We start from the raw sequence: 23,755 nt of genomic DNA, 5'->3' as shown, positions 1-23,755 counted from the left end.
ATTCAAAGAATGGTGGGTCGTACTGGACTTGAACCAGTGACCCTCGCCTTGTAAGGGCGATGCTCTCCCAACTGAGCTAACGACCCATATTACAAATTTAAACATGTAACTATTTATATAATAAATTTTTATATGTGGTGGGTGATACTGGACTTGAACCAGTGACCCTCGCCTTGTAAGGGCGATGCTCTCCCAACTGAGCTAATCACCCACATATAAATTAAAACGCTACTATTAAAATAAATAGTACTGGACTTTAACCAGCGAACCTCGCCGTTACTTGTAAATAGCGGTGATGCTCTCTTTTTCTAACTGAGCTAATCACTCATTTAGATATCTTGTAATATGCACCATTCAAAGAATGGTGGGTCGTACTGGACTTGAACCAGTGACCCTCGCCTTGTAAGGGCGATGCTCTCCCAACTGAGCTAACGACCCATATTACAAATTTACACATGACTATTAACATAATAATAGATTTTATATGTGGTGGGTGATACTGGACTTGAACCAGTGACCCTCGCCTTGTAAGGGCGATGCTCTCCCAACTGAGCTAATCACCCACATATAAATTAAAACACTACTATTAAAATAAATAGTACTGGACTTTAACCAGTGAACTTCTCCGTTACTTGTAAATAGCGGTGATGCTCTCATTTCTTGTAACTGAGCTAACGACCCATATTACAAATTTAAACATGTAACTATTTATATAATAAATTTTTATATGTGGTGGGTGATACTGGACTTGAACCAGTGACCCTCGCCTTGTAAGGGCGATGCTCTCCCAACTGAGCTAATCACCCACATATAAATTAATCAAAACTATTATAATAAATAGTACTGGACTTTAACCAGTGAACTTCGCCGTTACTTGTAAATAGCGGTGATGCTCTCATTTCTTGTAACTGAGCTAACAACCCATATTACAAATTCAGAACATGACTATTAATATAATAATAAGTTTTATATGTGGTGGGTGATACTGGACTTGAACCAGTGACCCTCGCCTTGTAAGGGCGATGCTCTCCCAACTGAGCTAATCACCCACATATAAATTAATCAAAACTATTATAATAAATAGTACTGGACTTTAACCAGTGAACATAGCAATTACTTGTAAGTAAAATAATGCTCTCTTATTCTGATTGGGTTAATAAACCCGTACAGAACTTAGATACGACACATTAAAATGTGGTGGGTGATACTGGACTTGAACCAGTGACCCTCGCCTTGTAAGGGCGATGCTCTCCCAACTGAGCTAATCACCCGCATCTAAACAACACCACATTGCTGCGTTGTTGTGGGGCGCTATTATAGATAGACTTGTAAATGTGTCAACACTTGAATGATAAAAATGTGCTGAATGAAGCTTTTATAATCAATGCAATGCAAATAGTGTTCACTTTATCAACAAGGTAACATAAAACGAACAATAAGCACCTTTGGCTGGGGGTTAATATAATTATATTTATATTCACTAGATAGAGTTCTGTTGCTTTTTAAGTATGAAAATTAATTCAATTTAGTGGTAATTGATTTGCCGAGTCAGGGTTGCAACCAAGAAATCAAAGTTAAACTTTCTAGTTCAGATCATCCTGCCTATATTATTCAATTGTTTAAACCACTCAAATTAGCAAGTTGTTTATCGCTTAGCATAGTTAAGCTTTACAATTAGTATTTAATAAAATCCAGCTAGGTTATGATGGAAGTAGGCCCGTTTTAGGCAAAAAGCGGTGGTAACTCAATTTGCATATAAATGTATACCTTTTGAGTCCGATGTAAATAGGTGCTTTTAGTATTATAAAGTCGTTATTCTCAACTCAAACGCAAATGTGGCACACTTAACGTAACTCATGGTTACTAAATACTATGAAAATCTACTTTTTAGCATGTATGATAGCCAGTTTGTTGAAAATTAAACCATTTAAATAATGTCGCACAAAAAACTGTTGACTTTATTTTGGGGGGTGCATAGAATGCGCCCCGCACTAAGCGATACACGACGTGGTTATCACCGAGCGTATTGAATAAGTTGGGGCTATAGCTCAGCTGGGAGAGCGCTTCGCTGGCAGCGAAGAGGTCTGCGGTTCGATCCCGCATAGCTCCACCAATTTTTAGTGTTTGTCCTAGGGTAACAGTTTTCTGTGTCCCCATCGTCTAGAGGCCTAGGACACCGCCCTTTCACGGCGGTAACAGGGGTTCGAATCCCCTTGGGGACGCCACTTAACTTTTTAGTTAAAGGCGGTTTTACCGAGAAAATAGCGTAACACATAAAGCTCGAGTCTTTATTTGTACTATTGCGCCATTACCTTAAAAGCTCAGGATGTGAGTTTAACTAATCAATTGTCCTAGTGACACTTTTTAGTGTCCCCATCGTCTAGAGGCCTAGGACACCGCCCTTTCACGGCGGTAACAGGGGTTCGAATCCCCTTGGGGACGCCACTTACTATTATATAGTAGGGTAGTGTTATTAAAGCTCGTCTGAATCGAGTCTAAACTTTCAGTTGTCCTAGTGACACTTTTTAGTGTCCCCATCGTCTAGAGGCCTAGGACACCGCCCTTTCACGGCGGTAACAGGGGTTCGAATCCCCTTGGGGACGCCACTTACTATTATATAGTAGGGTAGTGTTATTAAAGCTCGTCTGAATCGAGTCTAAACCTTCAGTTGTCCTAGTGACACTTTTTAGTGTCCCCATCGTCTAGAGGCCTAGGACACCGCCCTTTCACGGCGGTAACAGGGGTTCGAATCCCCTTGGGGACGCCACTTACTATTATACAGTAGGGTAGTGTTATTAAAGCTCGCCTGAATCGAGTTTAAACTTTCAGTTGTCCTAGTGACACTTTTTAGTGTCCCCATCGTCTAGAGGCCTAGGACACCGCCCTTTCACGGCGGTAACAGGGGTTCGAATCCCCTTGGGGACGCCACTTACTATTATACAGTAGGGTAGTGTTATTAAAGCTCGCCTGAATCGAGTCTAAACTTTCAGTTGTCCTAGTGACACTTTTTAGTGTCCCCATCGTCTAGAGGCCTAGGACACCGCCCTTTCACGGCGGTAACAGGGGTTCGAATCCCCTTGGGGACGCCACTTACTATTATACAGTAGGGTAGTGTTATTAAAGCTCGTCTGAATCGAGTCTAAACTTTCAGTTGTCCTAGTGACACAGAAAATGTTTCTGAGAAGATAATGCCATTCGCCTCACAGGCTCGGCTCATCTTACACAGAAATAGCAAATCAGTGATTTGCAAACCAATTTCTGCGTCCCCATCGTCTAGAGGCCTAGGACACCGCCCTTTCACGGCGGTAACAGGGGTTCGAATCCCCTTGGGGACGCCACTTACTTTTTCTAAAGTAGGTATGTGTTATTAAGATAAAAAACTATCTGTTCAAGCACTTTTACGCTCGTCTATAAAATACCTTTCTAAATTAAATATTTAGGTTTATCAAAGCCTAGATTCATGATATCCACTCAAGTATTGTTCAACCTCAAAAAGACTTAATTAAAAGTAGCTGTGTTTTTTATTCAGGGCTTATAAATATTCTACTTGTTAATCTACATAAAACTTCCAAAGAATGAGGAGGATTTATGGCAAGTGGATGGGCGCGAGATGGCGCAATTCAAGATCAAATAGATGCAAGTGTTAATGATGCTGTGCAATACGCGAGAAGTAACCTAATTTCAGGAGCGAGCGCTGAACTTTGTGATGAGTGTGACGAGAGGATACCACAAGCAAGAAGGTTAGCGTTACCAGGCGTGCGCTATTGTATTTCATGCCAAGCGGAATTAGAAGGGCTACCAAGTAATGCTAACGCGTTTAATCGCCGTGGCAGTAAAGATAGTCAATTACGATAAAGGTGCTCAAGGCACCTTTTTTTATGGGTAAAATACTACCCGTGATTATTTATGATTTTTTCTGAATAAGTTCAATTGCATATCCATCAGGGTCTTTAACAAATGCAATTTCCGTTTTGCCACCTTTTACTGGACCTGGTTCACGACTAACGTTACCGCCAGCTGCTTTGATATCCTCACAGGCCTTATAAATATCATCAAATTCAATCGCTATATGGCCATAGGCATTACCTAAATCGTAGCTGTCAGTATCCCAGTTATAGGTCAGTTCAAGTACTGTTGTATCAGTTTCATCACCGTAGCCGACGAATGCAAGGGTATAGCGATACTCTTCATTATCAGCACGACGTAACTCTTTCATACCTAGCACATTAGTGTAAAAGGCAATTGATTTATCTAGATCAGTAACCCGTAACATAGTATGTAGTAAACGCATTTAAATTTACCTCAATTTATTCTTTGAAATCTATAAAGTACGATTATAAGCAATTCCTAATCATAATACTGTATTACACGATATTTTTACTTCTCAACTTTACCTTTAAGAACATAGATTTCGCCATCAAAGCTGCCCTGAATCGTTAATCCTTGTCCAGCCAATTCTTTAAGGTAGTCTATATGCTCTTGTGTAATATGTTGCCCCGGAACCAAAAGCGGAATGCCTGGCGGGTAGGGCGTAACTAAACCGGCACAAATGCGGTTGTTACTTTTGCTAATAGTTACCGATTCGCGCTCGCCATAAAAAGCTTCGCTTGGAATACAGGCTAAGTCTATAGCTGGTAAATTCTCCGGTAAGCGAGAACGTCGTGTCGATGTGGCTAGTTTTACCTTGCCACTATCGAGTTTTTTCAACGCATTATATAAACGAATGATCTTCGAACGCGTGCCGCCAAGGGTTAGTAACACCAAAATAGTACTGTGGGTGTATTTTTCTATTTCTAGGCCAATTTCATCCAGCAGATACTTATGAATATCTTTTAATGAATAGGGTAATTCGCTAATGTCGATAAGTATTTTTAGCGGGTCGTGGCCCATGTTATCACCACTAAAGTGCGGAAATATTTCCATAAACTCTTGTTTACCAAGCACTTTAATCTGCTTTAGTGATGCCATCTGTTGCTTAAATTCGTCGACATGATTTAACAAGGCATTGAGTAACTTATAGCCTTCCATCTCCAATTGTTTTTGGCACACATCAAGAGAAGCGATAAGCTGATATTTCGGCGATGTACTGGCATAAATACTGTAAATCTCGCGAAAGAAGTCAGCATCAAAATCAGGATCGTTTACATGGATATACGATGCCTGAGAAAATGCTGATACCACTTTGTGCGCTGAATGAGTGACATAATCAGCGCCAGCATGAATCGCAGAGTAATACCGTAAACTTGGATGAAATAGCGAGTAAGCAAACCACGCTTCGTCGATAAACACCTTAATACCATGTTGATGAGCAAACTCGACTACCTGTTTAAGGTCGCTCAGTAGGCCATCGTAAGTACAACCGGTAAGAACCAGCAATTTCGCATCGCTATTTTGTTCTATTGTTTGTTTAATATCAGCCAACGACGGTGGCGCAAAAATCCCATATTTAGGGTTTAAAATACTCGACAAATAAATGGGTAAACTGGCTGATTGCAAAATGCCATAGTGCACAGATTTATGGCAATTACGGTCAATAATCACTTTATCGCCTTTGCGAAGCAGTGTCTGCAAGATGATTTTATTTGAAGTGGATGACCCATTAGTGACGAAGTAAGTATGCTTCACCTCAAACGTAGCGGCAGCTGATTCTTGGGCACGGCCAATGGTATTGGTGCTATCTGATAATGAGCCTAACGAATCGACTGACACCGACAAGTCACCCACAAACACATTGCGGCCATAAAACTGATAAAAATCTTTAATATAGGGAGAATTTCTAAAGCTAGAACCGCCACTGTGGCCTGGAGTGTGCCATGAATCGTTCGACTCGCCAACATAGCGACGGTACGCTGTCCAAAATGGGGTTTCTGAGCGATCATCAAAGTCGTTAATCATATAACCTAAAATTGCTTCAGGGTCTGAGATTACTTCATCTTTAAAGAAGAATGACTCAATCTCCTCCGACTCATTAACGATTTCCAGCCCCTCTGTGTCGTCACCAATAACATACACAGGTAACTCAAGTCGGATCCCCTTTAGCTGCTCGATAAAACGACTATAAGTGCGTTCGCCAACCTTATTTTGCACATCCCAACTAAGTACAACGGCCTGAATATCACCATCTTCCTTTACACACTCCAGTGCTTGTTCAAGCTCAAGGTACTCAATAATATCGATATGAATATCGTTTCGCTCGAAATTAGGGATAACTTTCGACAGATTCGTCGAAAGTTCTTTTAAGGTGCTAGGGTCTTGCTCAATTAACAATATACGAAGTAAGGGTAACATAGAGGGTCCGGACTATAATTTTATTATGCTCAACAGCATAACGAATGGATTAACTGTTGTGAAATTAATAGTTTGAAAATGTGCCAATAATTACGCCAAATCACGAATAAATAGCTTTTATTTAAATTGACTTACAAGGTATGAAAAATGAAAGGCACCAAAGTCAGGCACATACATTAATAAACAAAAAGTAATACTGAAATGCGCATTAATTATTGAGCTGTTGTAGCTCATATCTGAATTACAGCTATGAGCGATAAGCGGACCTTGAATAAAATGTAAAGCGTCTTTATTTTCACATTACTGAGAATTCTCAGTAGATCGCGATAAAGTTATGTCAGAACCGGTTCTTCCTTAGTAACAAATTGAATTAACTTAGACTTATGGTATTTTAACTAGATAGTCGTAGACGCATATTAATGAGACGTCCACATAATAAGATGTTAGTACTATTCTATTGAACCAAATTAGTGAGCCATTCTAGTGGAATATACGTTCGGCGAAATTCATAAGAAAATAGAGCAAGAAGAATCATTTGAAAGTAAGACAGAGGCTGAAATTGACAGCTTTATTTCGGGAGTAGCAAGCGAAATCTTAAATGATAGCTTAGATGCTTTGGAAGATGGTTTAAAAAGTCGAAGAGAGTCACAAGGTAAGATATGGAATATTGGGGAGCCACTTTTAACCTCTTTGATTTTTATATTGCCAGTTACCTAGATATTGCATCAATGTATCGCGAGTTTGTTTTAAAAACGGATGATTGCCTCGATCTTAGGTTTGTTGCTTTGACACAGCTTCATGCTAAATCTGTGTTAGTTCTTAGAGAAATTCAAGCGTTAATTGAGGCTGGTTACCCTGATGGTGCAATGACTCGGTGGCGAACACTCCACGAATTAGCTGTATGCTCTTGTGTTATTTTTGAATCTAAAAAATCCGCCAAATATTATCTTTTGTCTGAAAATATTAAGAATGCTAAAGGTGCAAAGTGTTATAGCGATTATGCTGTTAAATTAGATCATAAGCCATATACGCAATCTGAATTAGATTCAATTGCTTCTTTAAAAGCGGCTTCGCTTGAAGAACTAGGCGATGATTATAATAAATCAGATTATTTTTGGGCAATGCCATTTTTGAAAGAGAACGGCTATAAAGGAAATCGTCCTAACTTATATGACTTAGAAGTAAAAGTTGGTTTAGATCACTATCGACCTTACTTTACCTTAGCATGCGAGAAGATCCATGCTCCATCTGGGGTTAATTATGCAAATTTCGCAACTTCAAAGCTTAATAGTGCTGTACTTGTTGTAGGTCCAAGTCATTATGGTTATGAGACACCTATTAATCTAGCAATGCTATCGTCAATAATTACATTTTCTAAATTTTTATTTTTGTTCCCTAGTTTAGACTGCACCATATTTTTGAAAATGATTTCTCTTGCACAAGAAAAAGTACTAGAGTCTGCATTCGCAAAAAAGTGCTAACAAGGTGTTTAAACGGAACCAAAACAGTTGGTTTGGTTTCGTTTCGCTCCACATTATAACCAACTGTTTTAGTCCGCTTAATGCGGCGTTAAATACACTAGAGAAATTATGGCAGAGAAATTACAGATCGCAATTTACATATCTCTCGGAAGCTTAGCTGTTTCTTCCTTAAGTTTTCTTTTCGCCGTGAGGCAGTCAAAAATTAATAAGAAGAATGAGCGGCTTCGTGCGTACGATAAGGTATACCATGACGCATCAGATTTACTTCTGTTTGGACTTCCCAGCTTTCACTAGACAGTTTTTAACTCAGAATAGTACGCTTCTTCAAACTTAGCAGGTGAAACACCGCCTGTGTGTGAATGGCGCTTTTTTGGATTGTAAAACATTTCTATAAAATTGAATATCTCACCTTTCGCATCTTCGCGTGTCGAGTATATCTTACGCTTAACTATTCGCTTTTTAATTGTCGCAAAAAAGCTTTCAGCAACCGCATTATCATGACAGTTCCCAGCACGGCTCATCGACGGCACAAGATTATGTTCTTTCATAAATGCGAGATAGTCAGCGCTACCGTATTGACTACCTTGATCACTATGCACCATTACCTCAGCCTTCGGTTGACGTTGATATACAGCCATCAGCAGTGCGTTTATCACAAGGCGCTTATCCATATTTTTATCCATCGACCAACCCACAATACGCCTAGAGAATAAATCCATTACTGTTGCCACATATAAAAAACCTTCATAAGTTCTTATATAAGTTATGTCGCTCACCCATGATTGATTCGGCGCAGGTGGGTTAAATTGACGCGCTAATAAGTTATCTGCAATCCGCGATGTCTTACCGACTTTAATATGGCGACGCTTATACCCAATTTGCGCTGCACCGCTCACCGGCTTCACGCAAGTCTGCATGTATCCAAGGGCTACCATATGTGCCGCCACTGGCTACATAAAACGCTTTAATGAGCTTCAACAAGCGATTATCTTCAAGCGCTCTATTGCTTAAAGGCTTTTTCAACCACGCATAAAAACCACTGCGATGCAGCTTAAAAAGGCGGCACATCGTCGTAATGGAAAACTCACTTTGATGATCACGAATGAAGCCGTACTTTACTCGGGGTTGCTGGCAAAGTACCTTGCGGCCTTTTTTAAAATATCCCGTTCCTCCGTGACACGTTTCAATTGCGCTTCTAATTTAGCGATCTTTAATTTTTCATCGGATGGTTGAACGGATTTAGGTTTATCTGATAATTGGCTTCGCCAGTGATATAGCGTTTTAGTAGAAATATCTAACCGTTCAGCGACTTCTGCAACTGAATATTCGCGCTCAGTAACTTGTTTAACAGCCGCTTCTTTAAACTCTTGGGTAAAACGTTTGCCTTTGCTCATAAAACACCTCTTATTAGAAGTTACAATGTAACTTATTGGGTGTCTAGCAAACTATGGGAAGTCCATATCGCCTGGCGATAAAGACTATGAATCAGTAATTAAAAGAGCTGATGTTGCTCTATATGAAGCTAAAAACTCTGGTCGAAACAAAGTAGTTATAGCGTGAATGATTTGTTTTTAATCGATTAAATAAGTAGTAAGGTAGGAAAAGTTAAATTGAAAGCCATAACGCTCACCACTGACTGTAAGCGTGTATCATAGAAGGTTCAATAGCAAAATTTCAATGGCTGTGATGAGCGCAAAATTTTATTCTGGTTATTTGTTTTTATTGATTAATATTATTTGCTCTAGGCTAGTCAGTTTTATCTTTAAACTCACACAAGTCTTCAATAATACAACTACCACACTTAGGTTTGCGTGCCACGCAAGTATAACGCCCATGTAAAATGAGCCAGTGGTGCACATCGACTTTAAATTCTTTGGGGATCACTTTTTCGAGTTTTTGCTCAACCGCAACCACGTCTTTACCCATATCCAGCTTGGTCCGGTTTGATACATGGAATATGTGCGTATCTACGGCTATTGTCGGCCAGCCAAAGTATAAGGAAAGTAGATAGAGTTGTTTATCATTGAGCTGATATTAAATAAATCAGATATCAGCATCGATAAATTTTTGTATTTAGTCAGGATGTTTATCTTTTATTAGTTAAACGATAAAGCTTGCAGAACAATGCCATTATTAGCTATTTTCTATAAAGAGTGCGGCGATATTTCTGGTTATTTGAGTCGGTGAATTGCAGTCGCAATTAGTGAGCCCAATAACATATAGATTTTGACTTGGGATATACACACCCATTGATTTGAAGCCAAATATACTGCCGCCATGCTCTCTTGTTGGCACACCGTTTAAGTCTTTTAAATGCCAACCATAACCATAAGAAATTGGCTCGCCATTATTTAGTCTATATTTGCTAAAAGCCATTTCTACAGTGCTTTGTTTTACTAATAGATGCTTATCGATAGCTTGTTGCCAAATTAGCATATCATCTACTGTCGACATTAATGAACCTGATGAGTAGGGTATGCTCAGGCTCACCATTACCCTGTTAGTGTATTGCCCTTTGTTATGGTAACCGTATGCTCTGTTTTTTATTACTTCTCTGTCATTTGCGTATCTGGAGTCTTTCATATTAAGCTTTTTAAATATTTGCTTTTCAACAAAATCTTCATATGTTTCTCCAGAAGCTATTTCAATAATATGGCCTAAAAGTACATAGCCTGAGTTGTTATACTTAAATTTTTCTCCGGGATTAAAATCTACAGGCTCATTTTTGAAAAAATCTACTAACTCTTGAGGGGACAGATCTTTTTTTGCAACAGCCCATAACGTTTTCATTTTAGTAAAGTCTTTAATACCAGATGTATGGGTTAAAAGGTGGTGTAAAGTAATATTTTCACCATTAGGATAATTAGGTAAATATTTAGCAATATTATCATTTACGTCTAATTTTTTTGTTCGTGTAATATCAATATACTTAGTGCTGTAAACTGCTTAGTCATTGAACCCATTTGAAATACATTGTTAGCTTTCATATCAACATCTAACTCAATATTAGCCTTACCGAATGCTTTTCTATAAATAGGTACACCATCTTTAGCCACTAAGAAAACAGCACCTGTAGCGTTTGGCTGAAATTTTTCAAGCAATAAATGATCTATTTTCTTTGTGAATTCATTCGCAATCGCAGTTCCTTGCAAGCAAATTATTGTTGTGACAATCAATGTTATTTTTAAGATGTATTTTGAAATCATTAATATGTTCTCTTTAATTTAAATTTATATGACACCAACTTAGATACTGAAAAAAACAACTTTAGATGCAAAATATTTAAAAATTAAAAAACTAATAAAATCAATGAGTTTTTGGTTTGTTTTTTAAGGGCATAATGAAATAATCATAAACTCAAATAAAAAATAATATTCTGCATCTAAATATCATTGCCGTGGTATCTAAGTAATATCTAATTAAATTTACACTTAACTAAAGTGAGGAAAAAATGTCTGATTTATGGATACCGATTACAGGTGCTATCTGTTTAACTATTATGGTAATTGTTAATGCTATTGCCAGTGGGAAGAATAAAAAGGAAATTCAACTAACCATACGCCAGTTATTAGACAAAGGAGAAAGTATCACGCCAGAGTTATTGGAAAAGCTCGGAACATTCAAATCACAAAAAATTATCGATTTACGTCGTGCTTTAGCCTTAGCAAGTGTTGGGTTAGCCTGTGTTCTTTCAGGGTTCATCGTTAATGAAATACGTATTGGGCTTGCTATTGGTATTTTTCCATTATTGTTAGGCGTTGCCTTTTTCCTTTGTTGGAAAACAAACCAAAATGCTGAATAAAAAGAACAGTTGATAGTGGTGGATGACAACACACTTATCGCTCGAGTTATCAACAGTGGTGATCAACATGCTTTTGCTACGCTTATAAAAAAATACCAAGGTGCAATACGACAATTTCTACGCCGATTAAACGCTGGAGATCAAGCAACTGCGGATGATATTGCACAGGAAGCTTTTTTAAGAATTTACCAAAAACTCGATACTTTTTTAGGCCAATCTTCTTTCAGTACCTGGGCACATAAAATTGCCTACAATTGTTTCTTAAAATATAAGCAAAAAGTTTATCACCAACATGAAGTTGACGGCTTGGATTTATCTATTTTCAGAGCTAAATTTGAAGACACTGAGAAAGACTTGATAATAGAGCGCTTAATGAATTGTTTAGATATAGCAGAGCGGACTTGTGTTACTTTATCTGTTAGTGCTGGTATGAGTCATCAAGAGATATCGACGATAACAAAATTCCCTTTGGGTACGGTTAAGTCTCATATCAACCGAGGCAAGCAGAAGTTAATGGATAAAGTTCATCAATAATAAATATTTTAAAATAAAGATCCTATAGCAAAGATCAAAGGATACACCATGAATACTAACGATGACTCACTTCTACTTTCGTTATTGCAATACCATACACGTATAGTAGATCAGCAATTTGTTGATGATATTATCAACAGTATTAAGACAAAGAATAAGTTTCGTCTGAAGGTGATGACTGTGGCCATGCTATTAGCATGCTCTTTGGCTATTCCACTGATAGGCGGCATCACTGAAGAACTCGTTTTCTTTAATGATTTTGCAGCATTATCTCCTTATATCATTACTGTTTTCTCACTATTAGTGTTGGGTTTCTTTGCTTGGTTAAGCAATGATAGCTTTTAAATAGCGAAGTTGCTTTATAGAGAATGTAGGTTAATGAATAGTAATTTAACTATATAATGCAGTAGTTAATACACAACTGAAGTGTGAAAATTGAATCCCCACGGACAGCTTTAATAGACTTTTTAGTTATTGTTCAGTTTTCTCTTTAAACTCACACAAGTCTTCGATAATACAGCTGCCACATTTTGGTTTACGTGCCACGCAAGTATAACGCCCATGTAAAATGAGCCAGTGATGTACATCGACTTTAAATTCTTTGGGGATCACTTTTTCGAGCTTTTGCTCAACCGCAACCACGTCTTTACCCATGGCAAGTTTAGTACGGTTAGATACACGGAATATGTGCGTATCTACAGCTATTGTCGGCCAGCCAAAAGATAATTAAGGTAGATAGCAAAAGGAAAACCTATGGACTGCTTTTAGCCATATGCTGACATTAAGCCTTAGCAAATTCAGGAGCATATTTAGGGCTATATATCTACATTGTTTTGACGGCTAACCTTAGTTTTTTTGAGGTTTGATTGTTTGCATCAATAGGCATAGTGATACTAAAGCTACGCCTGCCCAACCTATTACTTTAAATTTTTCCCCAATAATGACTATAGCTAAAACAGTTGCAACTAATGGTTCAATTAAGGTGATTAATGTCGCTTTACTTGCATCTATATAATTCAAGCCAAAACCAAATAATAAATATCCTAAAAACATTGGAATTATTGCCATATATAAAGATACGAAAGCATTAGATGAACTTGAAAATAAGTTATCACCCGTAAACCATAATGAAGGAAGTAACAATAGTGCAGCACAACCGAATAGCCCAGACATGGACGATGTTGAGTGAACGCCACTTTCAATTAAACACCTTGCCGCCCATGAATAACCTGCATAAGTTAAACCAGCAATACAACCTAAAATAATCCCCAAACCCTGTTGATTGATACTGTAAGCATTATTATTACTCTGGTCTTTACCTAAAGTTAACAGAGCAATACCTATAGCACCAATGACAAAGCTCAACATCCATTGCAATGAAATGTCCTTTTTGCTAATAAGACGTTCAAGGATTCCAGCAAAAAAAGGTGCAGTGGCTATAGATACTACAGTACCAATGGCAACACCTGATAAGCGCATTGAGGTATAGAATGCTAATGGGTAAATAGCGACAGAAGCGACACCTAAGAGAAATATTTTAGGCTGTTCGAGCATCAGCTTATAATCTATAAGTAGCTTTTTTCGAGCTGTGATTACAAGTAACACTCCTCCTATCCCCATAGAGAATGCACCAATAGCCAAAGAGCTTACATCTGGGGAGTAGCTTGCAGCAGTACCAGTTGTCCCCCACAAGAAACTAGCAACAATAATCGCCATAACACCTTTAAAACTTCCGTGATGATTTTCCACAATGAGACCTATTTATAATAACTTCAATATAGAAATAGTATGCTAATTATGTAGGGTGTTTTTAACAATTAAGACGCAATAGTTAACAATTCCGACTAAGTTTACTTTTTGAATTTAGTTGGTGATAGACCAAAGTATTGTGAAAACTTTCGGCTAAAGGCTGAGGGTTCTTTATATCCTACTTTTTCACCAATAATTGGTAACGGATAATCTGTATGCGTAAGTAATGCTTGGGCTTTTTCCATTCGAAGTTTTGTTACGTACTTCATCACGGTCATACCTGTTTGTATTTTAAATAGTTTCTTAAACTGTGTTTCACTCAGGAAAGCAGATTCAGCTAAACATTTAATTTGAAGCTGCTCTGCAATATTTTGCTCTATGAAGGATATTGCTGTACCAATGCGACTATCTACCTTTGGTAATAAAGTTTGCTCTGCCAGCAGTAAGCTGAACATTTCGAACATCGCCTGTTCTAATTGAGCATTAACTTTGTTTTCTAGTTGGTTTTCGATAAAAGTTAAGTAACTTCTAAGAGATGAGTTAATTGCAAAAACAATACATTGTGAAGATGAAATATTTAGCGGAAGATTTTTCATATCTACGACTACAAACCTAGCTTCAGTGTTTGCAGTGAACAGGTGCTCTTCGTTGGCTTTAACTACAACACATTCACTTGGTGCAACTTTTCCATTGAAATCACCAACACATATATTTATGACACCACGTAAAGGTAGAACCAACTGATTAAATTGATGTGAGTGACGAACTGGCTTTGTGCTATAGGAGCGGATGGATAATAGATTTTTCATAATAATAGAAAACGTATTGCCTTATTTCATCATGATTAGGGTTATATATCTTAGAGTAATGAATTCTAAAGTGAAGTCTTAGTTTCTACTGGTGTTTTTAATTAAAGTTTATATGATCAATGTGGCGGCTTAGTTGACTGTCAAGATGATGATAGCTCTACGTTTAATGGATACTAAAAATATCTCTGAAAACTATTGATGCTAATGTCCGTTATCGTATCAAAGCAGTCTAAACATTACTCAGTCTTATCTTTAAACTCACATAAGTCTTCAATAATACAACTGCCACATTTTGGTTTTCGGGCTGTGCACACATAACGGCCATGTAGAATAAACCAGTGGTGAACGTCGACTTTAAACTCTTTAGTAACGTGTTTAAGCAGTTTTTGTTCGACTTCGACCACGTCTTTTCCCGGGGCAAATTTTGTGCGGTTCGATAGTCGGAAGATGTGTGTGTCTACTGCTATTGTAGGCCAACCAAAAGATAGTGAAAACAGATCATGTTTCTATGTTAAGGCATGAAGGTCAGCCTCTACCGAAATAGACACTACAAGACTCTTGGCTTCGAGAGCGTATTTAATCTAATACCTTTAAACCCGATCTAACATCGACATGGTATTTAACATGCAATGTGCAACTATTAAAGGCCATAAGTTTCTACCAAAACATACATAGCCTACTCCCATGGCAATACCAATCAAACCAACAGTGATGGAGCGCTCTGATAGATCATATGAGTGTCTAAATCCAAAAATAAGTGCTTGAAGTAAGACGGCAGTTGCGGTTGCAAACCAGGTATTTGATAATGCTTTTTCGAACCAGTTGATTAAAAAACCGCGGTCTAATAACTCTTCTAACATCGACTGAAGCCAGATGAATGGAAGAATCATAATAAACAAGCCCCAATTACCAGACAGATCACCAAATTTTGAGCTTGCCTGTTGGTGAGAGTGATCAGGTGATAGGTTTAAACCCAAGCTGTCTTTAAGTAACTGAAATGTCAGAATAGAAATAACCGTAAACACAAAAATAAAGATCGTTGCTATCAAGGATTTTTTGAAACTTTCGGTTTTGTGCAGCCCAATATCTCGCCAGGTAATTCCTCTAAGTTTCATTAAAAGCATGGCAACTATCAGTGTCGAGAAAGACCACAAAAGGCCGTTCGCTATAAAATTGAATTGTGAAAAATAAATATTTCTCACCAGAAACATAGTTCCAATAAAAAGCGAAATATCAAACCACAAAACCCATGAGTATTTGTGATGAAAACAATGTAGTTTAAGCGATGCCATTGGTTTAAATATCCTTATTAATACTGCGCCATGCAACGTTATAGGCCTTTAACGATGGCATTCAGGGCACTTACATGATTTAAATAGGCTCGTTGCCCTTCTTTTGTGAGAGATAACCATGTGCGTTGTCTTCCGAAATCAGTTCGTTTACTCAAGCAGACATAATTTGCTTGGACTAACGTTTTTAAATGTTTAGAAAGTGCAGATTCGCTGAGATCTAATTCTTCCCTCAAAACCTTAAACTCTATCTCTGCCGTGATACTGAGAATCGAACAAATCTGCAATCGATTTGGCGCATGGATAACATGATCAAACTCTGCCTTATACATGGTTGCTTTTACCTGCTCGATAATTACCTGTAGGGAAAAAATAAAGCAAATAGCCGAGAGAAATCGAGCCAATAGCTCCGCCAAGATAAGCTACCCACCATAATTCACGTATAGAGAGCTCTCTGGAGAGCACCACAACCAAGCCAAAAAAGATAGCTATAGTGAAACCAAATTTTAGTTCTGACTTGTGAGTCGGTAATACTTTCGGCTTTATACCGACAAGCCGCTTGCTGTACATGTAAATTCCAACAGCAAAAAAGAAAACTACAGAAGAAATAATAACACCCAACATCCACAGATTGTCGTGTCGGGTAGAAGCCCAGGAAAACACTCCCATACCATATGAACCGGATATAAAAATGTTTAGCCAAATTGGCATTCTTAGCGTCTTGATTGTGTCTTGTTCTGTTTTTTCGATAGCCTTTAACGATGACTTAATTTCGTTTATCGAAACGTTTTTTTCATTATCTTTCATATCGCGATGTTCTCTTATTAACTTGCCAATATGGAAAGTAATATAATACACACTTTCCATATTGGCAAGGCATAGCTTTCCAGTATAGAAAGTTTGTAGGTATAATCACGTCAATTTCGTCCAAAATTTCCAAATTTTCTGAGCTAGAGGAGAAGTGTACTAGAGCGTAAGTAATATAAATAATCAATCAGTGGTGTAGCTAATCAGTTTTATCCTTAAACTCACACAAGTCTTCAATAATACAGCTGCCACATTTAGGTTTTCGGGCAACACAGGTATAGCGACCATGTAAAATAAGCCAGTGGTGAACATCGACTTTAAATTCTTTGGGGATCACTTTTTCGAGTTTTTGCTCAACGGCTACAACGTCTTTACCCATGGCAAGCTTGGTACGGTTTGATACACGGAATATATGCGTATCTACAGCGATGGTCGGCCAGCCGAAGGCCGTATTTAATACAACGTTAGCAGTTTTACGGCCAACGCCAGGGAGGGCTTCGAGCGCTTCCCGATTTTCTGGCACTTCACCGTTATGCTGATCTACCAATATTTGGCACATTTTATATACATTGGCTGCTTTGGAATTAAACAACCCAATGGTTTTTATGTAATCACGCAGTGTGTCGTGGCCAATATCTAAAATGGCTTGTGGCGTATTAGCAACCGGAAATAATTTACGAGTGGCTTTATTTACCCCAACATCGGTTGCTTGTGCTGAAAGCGTAACGGCAACTAGTAACTCAAACGGGCTTGAATATTCAAGCTCCGTTTCAGGATGTGGATTGTCGTTGCGTAAGCGAGTAAGTATTTGGTGACGTTTTTCTTTATTCATGTAACTTAAAACGCATTAGCTTTATTAAGTTAATGCGTTTTCCCCTTAAGTTAAGCTAGTAACACGCGCTCTAGGGCCTTTTTCAGCTTCTGGCGGTGCGATTTGTTTTGATTTTATTTGTGCATCAATTACATTTTTAGCGGCAATCAGCAGCCCAAGCCCTAAGAATGCGCCCGGTGGTAAAATGGCCAGTAAAAACTGGCTATTAAAGCTAAACACTTCAATGCGCAATATAGCAGCCCAAGGCCCGAGTAATAAATCGGCACCATCAAATAATGTGCCTTGTCCAACCAGCTCTCGCATAGCGCCAAGTACAACCAGAACCAACATAAAGCCTAAGCCCATCATCAAGCCATCAAAGGCGGATAAGTGCACTGGATTTTTTGAGGCAAACGCTTCTGCACGGCCAATAATGGCGCAGTTGGTTACAATTAACGGAATGAAAATCCCTAAAGATTGGTAAAGGCCAAAAGTGTAAGCGTTCATTAACAGCTGCACAATTGTTACAAAACCGGCAATAATCATCACAAACACAGGTATTCTAATATCTTTAGGTACCCAGTCGCGCACTATTGATACGGTAATATTAGAGCCCACTAATACCAATAAGGTTGCTAAGCCTAAACCTAGCGCATTAGTAATTGTAGAGGTAACAGCGAGTAAAGGGCATAAACCTAATAACTGTACCAAGGCGGGGTTATTTCCCCATAAGCCTTCTTTGTAAAGGGTTTTTAATTCGCTCATGGCGTTACCTCTGGGCATGCGTTTGCTGCTGTGAACAGAGCATCAAAGTTATCTTGTGCATAAAGTACCGCGTTTTTGACTGAGCCTACAACGGCACGAGGTGTAATTGTAGCGCCAGTAAACTGGTCAAACTGGCCGCCGTCTTTTTTAACGGCCCAACGATCGTCGCTTTCGCTTTGTACTGTTTTTGCATTAAATGTGGTGATCCAGTCTGATTTTTTTATTTCAACTTTATCACCTAAACCTGGCGTTTCTTCATGTTTGGTTACCCTTACACCCGCAACGGTACCATCGCGATATACTGCACTGAGTAAGTTTATATCACCACTGTAGCCGCTAGGGGTGACATGACGAATGACTAATGCCACAGGTTCGTTATCTTTTCGGGCACGATAAATAACTTGGTTGTCGTATGGCCCTAGTAATGGATCAGATATAATTACACAATCTTGCGATAGCTCATTGCTGTATTTGGAATGTGGCAATACTTCTTGAAGCTGATTAGTTAATTGCAACTGCTCTTGCTCTGCAATTTTATCAGCGGTAAGTGTATTAATTGTGGCAACGAGTCCCGTTGTTAGTAACGCAAACCCACACAATATTGCGCCATTTTTTACCATTGAAGAAATAATCATTTTACTGCTCCATGGCCATAGGTTCTTGGTTGTGTATAGTAATCGATAAGCGGTACCGCTATGTTTATTAGCAACACCCCAAATGCAACTGCATCAGGAAAACCACCAAAGGTGCGAATTAAATACACGATTAAACCAATTGCTGCACCATAAATAAGGCGACCTCGATTGGTGGTTGCAGCTGATACAGGATCGGTGGCGATAAAAAAGGCCCCCAGCATAGTCGCACCACTAAACAAGTGAAACACTACACCCGGCTCTGTACCTGGCGAGGCAATATAACCAATTGCTGCGCATAAGCTTAAGCTTGCAATAAAACTCACTGGTATATGCCAGTTAATTACTTTTGTTTTTAACAGGTAAAGGCCGCCGAGTAAGAAGGCTAAGTTAACCCATCCCCAACCTAGGCCAGTCCACTCATTAAATACGCTCTTTTGCATGCTCTCTGTCACCGTTAGTCCGTGAGCAATATCTGTTTTTAAGGTATCAAGTGGGGTAGCCATTGTGCTGCCGTCTATTCCTACTCGGAGCTGATCTAAGCTGTATCCTAACGTGGTAAAGTCGCTAAAGATTAAGCTTAACTGCTGGCTAAAAGTAATACCCGTATTAAGTAATTCTGTAACGGGTAACCAAGCAGTCATTTGCACAGGGAACGATACTAATAAAAGCACATAGGCTGCCATTGCAGGGTTAAATAAATTAAACCCTAAACCACCATATAGCTGTTTAACAATAACTATGGCAAACAAACACCCTATAACAATAATCCACCAAGGCGCTAAAGGCGGAATACTTATTGCCAATAACACACCGGTAAGCCATGCACTGCCATCGCTTAATGCAGGCCAAATAGGGCGCTTACGCATTAACATAACGGCTGCTTCAAACGCGCTTACACACACTAACGCCAATAATAATTGGATAAGGACACCGGTGCCAAAAAATACAACTTGCGCAATAACACCAGGAATACAAGCCGCAATCACAGTTAACATTAAACGTGTCACAGATTTGTGACTATGATTGTGGGGTGAACTGGCCATGGTTAGTTTCATGACTGATCATTTCCTTCTTTTTGTTGCTTTTTAGCTTTAGCGCGAGCAATAGCGGCGGCTACGGCGGCTTTCTTTTTTCTTGAGCTGTTTGCTGTGAACCTTCTGAAGATTCATCGTTGCTTTGTGGCTCAGTGTTTTCACTTTGTTTTGCTAATTCATCAGCCTGCGCTGCTTTTTTGGCTTTAGCACGGGCAATAGCCGCAGCGACGGCAGCTTTTTTATCATCGGTAGCGACAGGTGATTCACTTGCAGTTTCATCGCTTGGTGTTTGCTCATTAGCTTGCGCTGCTTTTTTGGCTTTAGCGCGGGCAATAGCGGCTGCCACGGCAGCTTTTTTATCATCGGCGGCGACAGGCGATTCACTTATTGCGTCATCGCTTGGTGTTTGCTCAGCAGCTTGCGCTGCTTTTTTGGCTTTAGCACGGGCAATAGCGGCAGCGACGGCGGCTTTTTTATCACCGGCAGCGACGGGTGATTCACTTGCAGTGTCATCGCTTGCTGTTTCCTCATTAGCTTGTGCTGCTTTTTTGGCTTTAGCACGGGCAATAGCGGCAGCGACGGCAGCTTTTTTATCATCGGCAGCAGCTGGAGATTCACTTGTTGTGTCATCAGTTGCTGTTTGCTCATTAGCTTGTGCTGCCTTTTTGGCTTTAGCGCGGGCAATAGCGGCTGCAACTGCTGACTTTTTGTCATCTACAGCTTCGTTATCACCATTATTTTGTGCTTTTTGCTCTTTATAAAGGCGAGCTTGCTCTTTACGGGCTGCGCGTTCTTTTGCAACTTCACTGTTATCTGGCTCAAGTTCGCCACCTTGCTTTTTAGCTTTAGCACGCGCAATTGCCGCTGCTACAGCTGATTTATTGTCACCATCGCTGTTTTTATCTTTAACGCGGGCAAGGGCATCAGCTACTTTTTGCTGCTCTTCGGTAGATTTAGCTGCAGGTTTACGTTTATGGCGATTTTTTCGCTCAGCTTGCTCTTGCTCTAAACGCGCTTTACGTGCATCAAATCGTTCTTTAGCGCGATCAGATTTTATCTTCTCGGCAATTTGCTCTTTAATCTCAACTTTTGCAACGCGGTAGTACTGAACGAGTGGTATTTCACTTGGGCAAACATAGGCACACGCGCCACATTCAATACAATCAAATAAGTTATGTTCTTGGAGTTTGTCGTATTCTTTTGATTTAGCAAACCACTGTAACTGCTGTGGTAACAATGAAGCAGGGCACGCATCTGCACAGGCACTACAGCGAATACAGGCTTTTTCTGGGCCAGGCTCTGCTAATTCTTTATGATCTGGAGCAAGTATGCAGTTTGTTGTTTTAACAACGCCAATACGAACCGTGGGTAAGGTAAAGCCCATCATAGGGCCGCCCATAACGACACGCTGTTGTGGTACTGGTGAAAACCCTTGGCAATCCAGTAAATGTTTTATTTCAGTACCTAATAGCGCCCATACATTGCCAGGCTTATGTATAGTATTACCCGTTACTGTTACTACGCGCTCTATTAACGGTTTACCTTCGTATACAGCTTGCTGTATCGCAAATAAAGTACCTGTGTTATGCACTAAAATACCGATATCAGCAGGAATGCCACCATTAGGAACTTCACGGTTAGTGAGTAGTTTTATCAGCTGTTTTTCACCGCCAGAAGGGTAAACCGTGGGGACTGTTTGTACTAAAATATGCTCGTTATGCTTCGCCGCTTCAGTCATGGCTGTGATAGCTTCGGGCTTATTATCCTCTATGCCAATAATACACAGGGTAGGGTTGAGCAGCTGTTGCATGAGCTCAATACCTTTGATTATTTCAGCGGCATGTTCGCGCATTAAAGTATCGTCAGCCGTGATGTAAGGTTCACACTCAACCGCGTTCACGATTAAAAACTCAATCGGCTGCTTAATATCTGCTTTAACGTAGGTTGGAAAACCTGCGCCTCCCATGCCAGAGATCCCCGCATTATGAATAACATCAACGAGTTCATCGTGTGATGCAGTGGCTGGGTTTGCTAAAGGCGATAATTCACACCAGGTATCGTTGCCATCGGGTTCAATAATAATGCTTAATTCAGGCAAAGCAGAAGGGTGTGCTGATGGCATAGGCGTAATATCAATAATAGTGCCTGATGTAGGTGCATGCACAGGTACCGACCAGTTAGCAGAAGGCTTAGTTAATGGTTGACCTTTTAATACGTGCTGGCTTTTTTCTACAATTAACTTGCCGCTAGCGCCAATATGCTGCTTTAAAGGCAGAACGAGTTTTTCAGGCAAAGGAAGGCGCGCAATAGGCGCATTATTAGATAATGACTTTTGCTGTGGAGGATGTACGCCGCCAGGAAATGCCCAAACGGTGCCTTTTTTTATTTGTTCAAGTAACTTTTCCACTCAAACCTCTAATCTATTTGGGTAACAGGAATAGCGTCTAGTTGCCATTTCCAAGTTTGTTTTGTTGGTGCAACAGGTAGCATGTCAATACAATCGACCGGACAAGGTTCAACGCATAAGTCGCAGCCTGTGCATTCGTCAATTAGAACAGTGTGCATTTGACGGGTTGCCCCAACAATGGCATCAACAGGGCAGGCTTGAATACATTTGGTACAGCCAATACATTCATCTTCGCGAATGTAGGCCACCGTTTTAACTGGCTCGGCTTGTTCGCCGCCGGCTAAGGGTTTAGCCTCAACCCCCATCAAATCGGCCAATTTTTTAACTGTGGCATCACCACCGGGTGGGCACTTGTTTATTTCATCGCCATTGGCAATGGCTTCTGCATATGGGCGACAACCAGGGTAACCGCATTGACCACACTGTGTTTGTGGCAAAATGGTATCGATTTGCTCCACTACAGGGTTACCTTCAACGCGAAAGCGAACAGCTGCAAATCCTAAAATTAATCCGAAAATTAACGCCAGCAAACCCAGCGCTATTAAAGCGTACAACAAGGTCATATTAAAACTTCACTAATCCAGTAAAACCCATAAAGGCCATTGACATTAAACCTGCCGTTATCATTGCGATTGAGGCACCTTTAAATGGAGTGGGCACATCTGCTGCGGCCAAACGTTCGCGCAATGCCGCAAATAAAACCAATACTAATGAGAAACCTACAGCGGCACCAAAGCCATAAACGGCAGATTGTAAAAAGGTGTGATCTTCTTTGATATTTAATAAAGCAACACCGAGTACTGCACAGTTAGTCGTTATTAAGGGTAAAAATATTCCCAGTAGACGGTATAACGTTGGACTGGTTTTTCTAACAACCATTTCAGTAAATTGAACAACCACCGCAATGACTAAAATAAAGCTCATTGTTTTTAAGTAGGTGATATCCAGCGGTAATAAAATATACTCGTTTACTAAGTAACTGGTCACAGAGGCAAGCGTTAGCACAAAGGTGGTTGCTAAAGACATACCTATGGCGGTATCAAGTTTTCCTGATACACCCATAAACGGGCAAAGGCCTAAAAATTGTACTAATACAAAGTTGTTAACTAACACTGTTCCAATTAATAACAAGACGTATTCTGTCATGTGTGCCTCACGCTAATAAAATCCCGTGTATTATCCTTTTTTCTACTGTGATTAACAACACGTTGAGTGATTATCAGTTAAATAAACAACGTAAAATAACGGGCTAATTTTAAAGGGCCAAGATCTAAGAGCTTTGCAATTAAAAAGCTGTCTGCATTTTAACGGCTGAACAATAGCAAAAGCACACTTTAAAACGTA

At 39.5% G+C, this 23,755-nt stretch carries 21 protein-coding genes, 15 tRNA genes and 5 pseudogenes; 15 read left to right on the top strand and 26 right to left on the bottom strand.

Annotated features, from left to right (window positions below):
• Positions 1 to 10: 10 nt before the first annotated feature.
• The 7 genes from AB8618_RS10015 to AB8618_RS09985 all read right to left on the bottom strand — a co-directional run bounded on the left by AB8618_RS10015 (position 11) and on the right by AB8618_RS09985 (position 1,271).
• Positions 11 to 86 (bottom strand) — tRNA-Val (locus tag AB8618_RS10015).
• Between the two features lie 49 nt (positions 87 to 135).
• Positions 136 to 211: transfer RNA gene (locus AB8618_RS10010), tRNA-Val, on the bottom strand.
• A gap of 151 nt (positions 212 to 362) precedes the next feature.
• Positions 363 to 438, bottom strand: a tRNA-Val gene (locus AB8618_RS10005).
• Positions 439 to 487: 49 nt separating this feature from the next.
• Positions 488 to 563, bottom strand: a tRNA-Val gene (locus tag AB8618_RS10000).
• A 167-nt stretch (positions 564 to 730) separates the two neighbouring features.
• Positions 731 to 806: transfer RNA gene (locus AB8618_RS09995), tRNA-Val, on the bottom strand.
• A gap of 167 nt (positions 807 to 973) precedes the next feature.
• Positions 974 to 1,049 (bottom strand) — tRNA-Val (locus AB8618_RS09990).
• A 146-nt stretch (positions 1,050 to 1,195) separates the two neighbouring features.
• Positions 1,196 to 1,271: transfer RNA gene (locus tag AB8618_RS09985), tRNA-Val, on the bottom strand.
• A 766-nt stretch (positions 1,272 to 2,037) separates the two neighbouring features.
• On the opposite strand from AB8618_RS09985, the gene AB8618_RS09980 reads away from it, so the two are divergent.
• The 9 genes from AB8618_RS09980 (at position 2,038) to AB8618_RS09940 (ending at position 3,855) form a co-directional block, all read left to right on the top strand.
• Positions 2,038 to 2,113: transfer RNA gene (locus AB8618_RS09980), tRNA-Ala, on the top strand.
• Between the two features lie 36 nt (positions 2,114 to 2,149).
• A tRNA-Glu gene (locus AB8618_RS09975) sits at positions 2,150 to 2,225 on the top strand.
• 144 nt (positions 2,226 to 2,369) lie between these two features.
• Positions 2,370 to 2,445 (top strand) — tRNA-Glu (locus AB8618_RS09970).
• Positions 2,446 to 2,530: 85 nt separating this feature from the next.
• A tRNA-Glu gene (locus AB8618_RS09965) sits at positions 2,531 to 2,606 on the top strand.
• An 85-nt stretch (positions 2,607 to 2,691) separates the two neighbouring features.
• Positions 2,692 to 2,767 (top strand) — tRNA-Glu (locus tag AB8618_RS09960).
• A gap of 85 nt (positions 2,768 to 2,852) precedes the next feature.
• A tRNA-Glu gene (locus tag AB8618_RS09955) sits at positions 2,853 to 2,928 on the top strand.
• 85 nt (positions 2,929 to 3,013) lie between these two features.
• A tRNA-Glu gene (locus tag AB8618_RS09950) sits at positions 3,014 to 3,089 on the top strand.
• Between the two features lie 173 nt (positions 3,090 to 3,262).
• Positions 3,263 to 3,338, top strand: a tRNA-Glu gene (locus tag AB8618_RS09945).
• 250 nt (positions 3,339 to 3,588) lie between these two features.
• Positions 3,589 to 3,855, top strand: a complete 267-nt coding sequence (locus tag AB8618_RS09940; RefSeq protein ID WP_055013360.1) for a DksA/TraR family C4-type zinc finger protein — start codon at positions 3,589 to 3,591, stop codon at positions 3,853 to 3,855.
• 49 nt (positions 3,856 to 3,904) lie between these two features.
• Here the strand turns inward: AB8618_RS09940 and gloA are convergent, their stop codons facing one another.
• Together gloA and AB8618_RS09930 are read right to left on the bottom strand one after the other, a co-directional pair.
• Positions 3,905 to 4,291, bottom strand: a complete 387-nt coding sequence (gloA, locus tag AB8618_RS09935) for a lactoylglutathione lyase (RefSeq protein ID WP_413402509.1) — start codon at positions 4,289 to 4,291, stop codon at positions 3,905 to 3,907.
• Positions 4,292 to 4,377: 86 nt separating this feature from the next.
• A complete protein-coding gene (locus AB8618_RS09930) occupies positions 4,378 to 6,288 on the bottom strand; it encodes an aminotransferase class V-fold PLP-dependent enzyme (RefSeq protein ID WP_409423428.1) in 1,911 nt (636 codons plus the stop codon).
• 483 nt (positions 6,289 to 6,771) lie between these two features.
• On the opposite strand from AB8618_RS09930, the gene AB8618_RS09925 reads away from it, so the two are divergent.
• Positions 6,772 to 7,005 carry a hypothetical protein gene (locus AB8618_RS09925; RefSeq protein WP_409423427.1) on the top strand — a complete coding sequence of 78 codons (234 nt, stop codon included), beginning with the start codon at positions 6,772 to 6,774 and terminating at the stop codon, positions 7,003 to 7,005.
• Positions 6,948 to 7,769 (top strand): DUF5677 domain-containing protein, encoded by an 822-nt coding sequence (locus AB8618_RS09920; protein ID WP_409423426.1) that lies wholly within the window; start codon positions 6,948 to 6,950, stop codon positions 7,767 to 7,769. Before AB8618_RS09925 ends, AB8618_RS09920 begins: the two co-directional genes overlap by 58 nt.
• Before the next feature lie 290 nt (positions 7,770 to 8,059).
• Here the strand turns inward: AB8618_RS09920 and AB8618_RS09915 are convergent.
• A pseudogene (locus AB8618_RS09915) lies at positions 8,060 to 9,163 on the bottom strand (IS3 family transposase).
• A gap of 34 nt (positions 9,164 to 9,197) precedes the next feature.
• Between AB8618_RS09915 and AB8618_RS09910 the strand changes: the two are divergent.
• Positions 9,198 to 9,329 carry a diguanylate cyclase domain-containing protein gene (locus AB8618_RS09910; protein WP_409425576.1) on the top strand — a complete coding sequence of 44 codons (132 nt, stop codon included), beginning with the start codon at positions 9,198 to 9,200 and terminating at the stop codon, positions 9,327 to 9,329.
• A 186-nt stretch (positions 9,330 to 9,515) separates the two neighbouring features.
• On the opposite strand, the pseudogene AB8618_RS09905 reads toward AB8618_RS09910, so the two are convergent.
• Both AB8618_RS09905 and AB8618_RS09900 read right to left on the bottom strand, forming a co-directional pair.
• Positions 9,516 to 9,776, bottom strand: a pseudogene (locus AB8618_RS09905) (endonuclease III); the annotation flags it as partial.
• A gap of 126 nt (positions 9,777 to 9,902) precedes the next feature.
• Positions 9,903 to 10,975: pseudogene (locus AB8618_RS09900) on the bottom strand (serine hydrolase domain-containing protein).
• A 245-nt stretch (positions 10,976 to 11,220) separates the two neighbouring features.
• On the opposite strand from AB8618_RS09900, the gene AB8618_RS09895 reads away from it, so the two are divergent.
• The 3 genes from AB8618_RS09895 to AB8618_RS09885 are packed head-to-tail and all read left to right on the top strand — an operon-like array spanning position 11,221 to position 12,450.
• Positions 11,221 to 11,571: a DUF6249 domain-containing protein gene (locus AB8618_RS09895; protein WP_058552694.1), complete on the top strand. Its 351-nt coding sequence runs from the start codon at positions 11,221 to 11,223 to the stop codon at positions 11,569 to 11,571.
• 18 nt (positions 11,572 to 11,589) lie between these two features.
• Complete coding sequence (locus AB8618_RS09890) at positions 11,590 to 12,105, top strand: RNA polymerase sigma factor (protein WP_409423425.1); 516 nt, start codon at positions 11,590 to 11,592, stop codon at positions 12,103 to 12,105.
• A gap of 48 nt (positions 12,106 to 12,153) precedes the next feature.
• On the top strand, positions 12,154 to 12,450 hold the full coding sequence (locus AB8618_RS09885; RefSeq protein WP_058552696.1) for a hypothetical protein: 297 nt from the start codon (positions 12,154 to 12,156) through the stop codon (positions 12,448 to 12,450).
• A 126-nt stretch (positions 12,451 to 12,576) separates the two neighbouring features.
• Here the strand turns inward: AB8618_RS09885 and AB8618_RS09880 are convergent.
• The 14 genes and pseudogenes from AB8618_RS09880 to rsxA form a co-directional block, all read right to left on the bottom strand.
• A pseudogene (locus AB8618_RS09880) lies at positions 12,577 to 12,828 on the bottom strand (endonuclease III); the annotation flags it as partial.
• Between the two features lie 123 nt (positions 12,829 to 12,951).
• Positions 12,952 to 13,821 (bottom strand): DMT family transporter, encoded by an 870-nt coding sequence (locus tag AB8618_RS09875; RefSeq protein ID WP_096038569.1) that lies wholly within the window; start codon positions 13,819 to 13,821, stop codon positions 12,952 to 12,954.
• Positions 13,822 to 13,955: 134 nt separating this feature from the next.
• Positions 13,956 to 14,663: a helix-turn-helix domain-containing protein gene (locus AB8618_RS09870; RefSeq protein WP_016900424.1), complete on the bottom strand. Its 708-nt coding sequence runs from the start codon at positions 14,661 to 14,663 to the stop codon at positions 13,956 to 13,958.
• Positions 14,664 to 14,899: 236 nt separating this feature from the next.
• Positions 14,900 to 15,148: pseudogene (locus tag AB8618_RS09865) on the bottom strand (endonuclease III); the annotation flags it as partial.
• 105 nt (positions 15,149 to 15,253) lie between these two features.
• A complete protein-coding gene (locus AB8618_RS09860; protein WP_409423424.1) occupies positions 15,254 to 15,955 on the bottom strand; it encodes a CPBP family intramembrane glutamic endopeptidase in 702 nt (233 codons plus the stop codon).
• Between the two features lie 38 nt (positions 15,956 to 15,993).
• Complete coding sequence (locus tag AB8618_RS09855; protein WP_409423423.1) at positions 15,994 to 16,284, bottom strand: transcriptional regulator; 291 nt, start codon at positions 16,282 to 16,284, stop codon at positions 15,994 to 15,996.
• On the bottom strand, positions 16,277 to 16,759 hold the full coding sequence (locus tag AB8618_RS09850) for a hypothetical protein (protein ID WP_303497641.1): 483 nt from the start codon (positions 16,757 to 16,759) through the stop codon (positions 16,277 to 16,279). The genes AB8618_RS09855 and AB8618_RS09850 overlap by 8 nt, the downstream gene beginning before the upstream one ends.
• 199 nt (positions 16,760 to 16,958) lie before the next feature.
• On the bottom strand, positions 16,959 to 17,591 hold the full coding sequence (gene nth, locus AB8618_RS09845) for an endonuclease III (protein WP_413402502.1): 633 nt from the start codon (positions 17,589 to 17,591) through the stop codon (positions 16,959 to 16,961).
• A gap of 45 nt (positions 17,592 to 17,636) precedes the next feature.
• On the bottom strand, positions 17,637 to 18,335 hold the full coding sequence (locus tag AB8618_RS09840) for an electron transport complex subunit E (RefSeq protein ID WP_413402499.1): 699 nt from the start codon (positions 18,333 to 18,335) through the stop codon (positions 17,637 to 17,639).
• Positions 18,332 to 18,970, bottom strand: coding sequence for an electron transport complex subunit RsxG (rsxG, locus tag AB8618_RS09835; RefSeq protein WP_413402497.1), 639 nt, complete (start codon positions 18,968 to 18,970; stop codon positions 18,332 to 18,334). The genes AB8618_RS09840 and rsxG overlap by 4 nt, the downstream gene beginning before the upstream one ends.
• Positions 18,967 to 20,025 (bottom strand): electron transport complex subunit RsxD, encoded by a 1,059-nt coding sequence (gene rsxD, locus AB8618_RS09830; protein WP_008115238.1) that lies wholly within the window; start codon positions 20,023 to 20,025, stop codon positions 18,967 to 18,969. The genes rsxG and rsxD overlap by 4 nt, the downstream gene beginning before the upstream one ends.
• Before the next feature lie 58 nt (positions 20,026 to 20,083).
• Entirely contained in the window at positions 20,084 to 22,411 is a 2,328-nt protein-coding gene (gene rsxC / locus AB8618_RS09825) for an electron transport complex subunit RsxC (RefSeq protein ID WP_418157299.1), read from the bottom strand.
• Positions 22,412 to 22,419: 8 nt separating this feature from the next.
• Complete coding sequence (gene rsxB / locus AB8618_RS09820) at positions 22,420 to 22,974, bottom strand: electron transport complex subunit RsxB (RefSeq protein WP_008115242.1); 555 nt, start codon at positions 22,972 to 22,974, stop codon at positions 22,420 to 22,422.
• A gap of 1 nt (position 22,975) precedes the next feature.
• Positions 22,976 to 23,557, bottom strand: a complete 582-nt coding sequence (gene rsxA, locus AB8618_RS09815; protein ID WP_008115244.1) for an electron transport complex subunit RsxA — start codon at positions 23,555 to 23,557, stop codon at positions 22,976 to 22,978.
• Between the last annotated feature and the right edge of the window lie 198 nt (positions 23,558 to 23,755).

This window comes from Pseudoalteromonas sp. RW-H-Ap-1 (assembly GCF_048318575.1).
In the GTDB taxonomy this organism is placed as follows: domain Bacteria; phylum Pseudomonadota; class Gammaproteobacteria; order Enterobacterales; family Alteromonadaceae; genus Pseudoalteromonas.
Note: the sequence above shows the minus strand (reverse complement) of the source record. Positions and strands in the feature narration are given on the sequence as shown.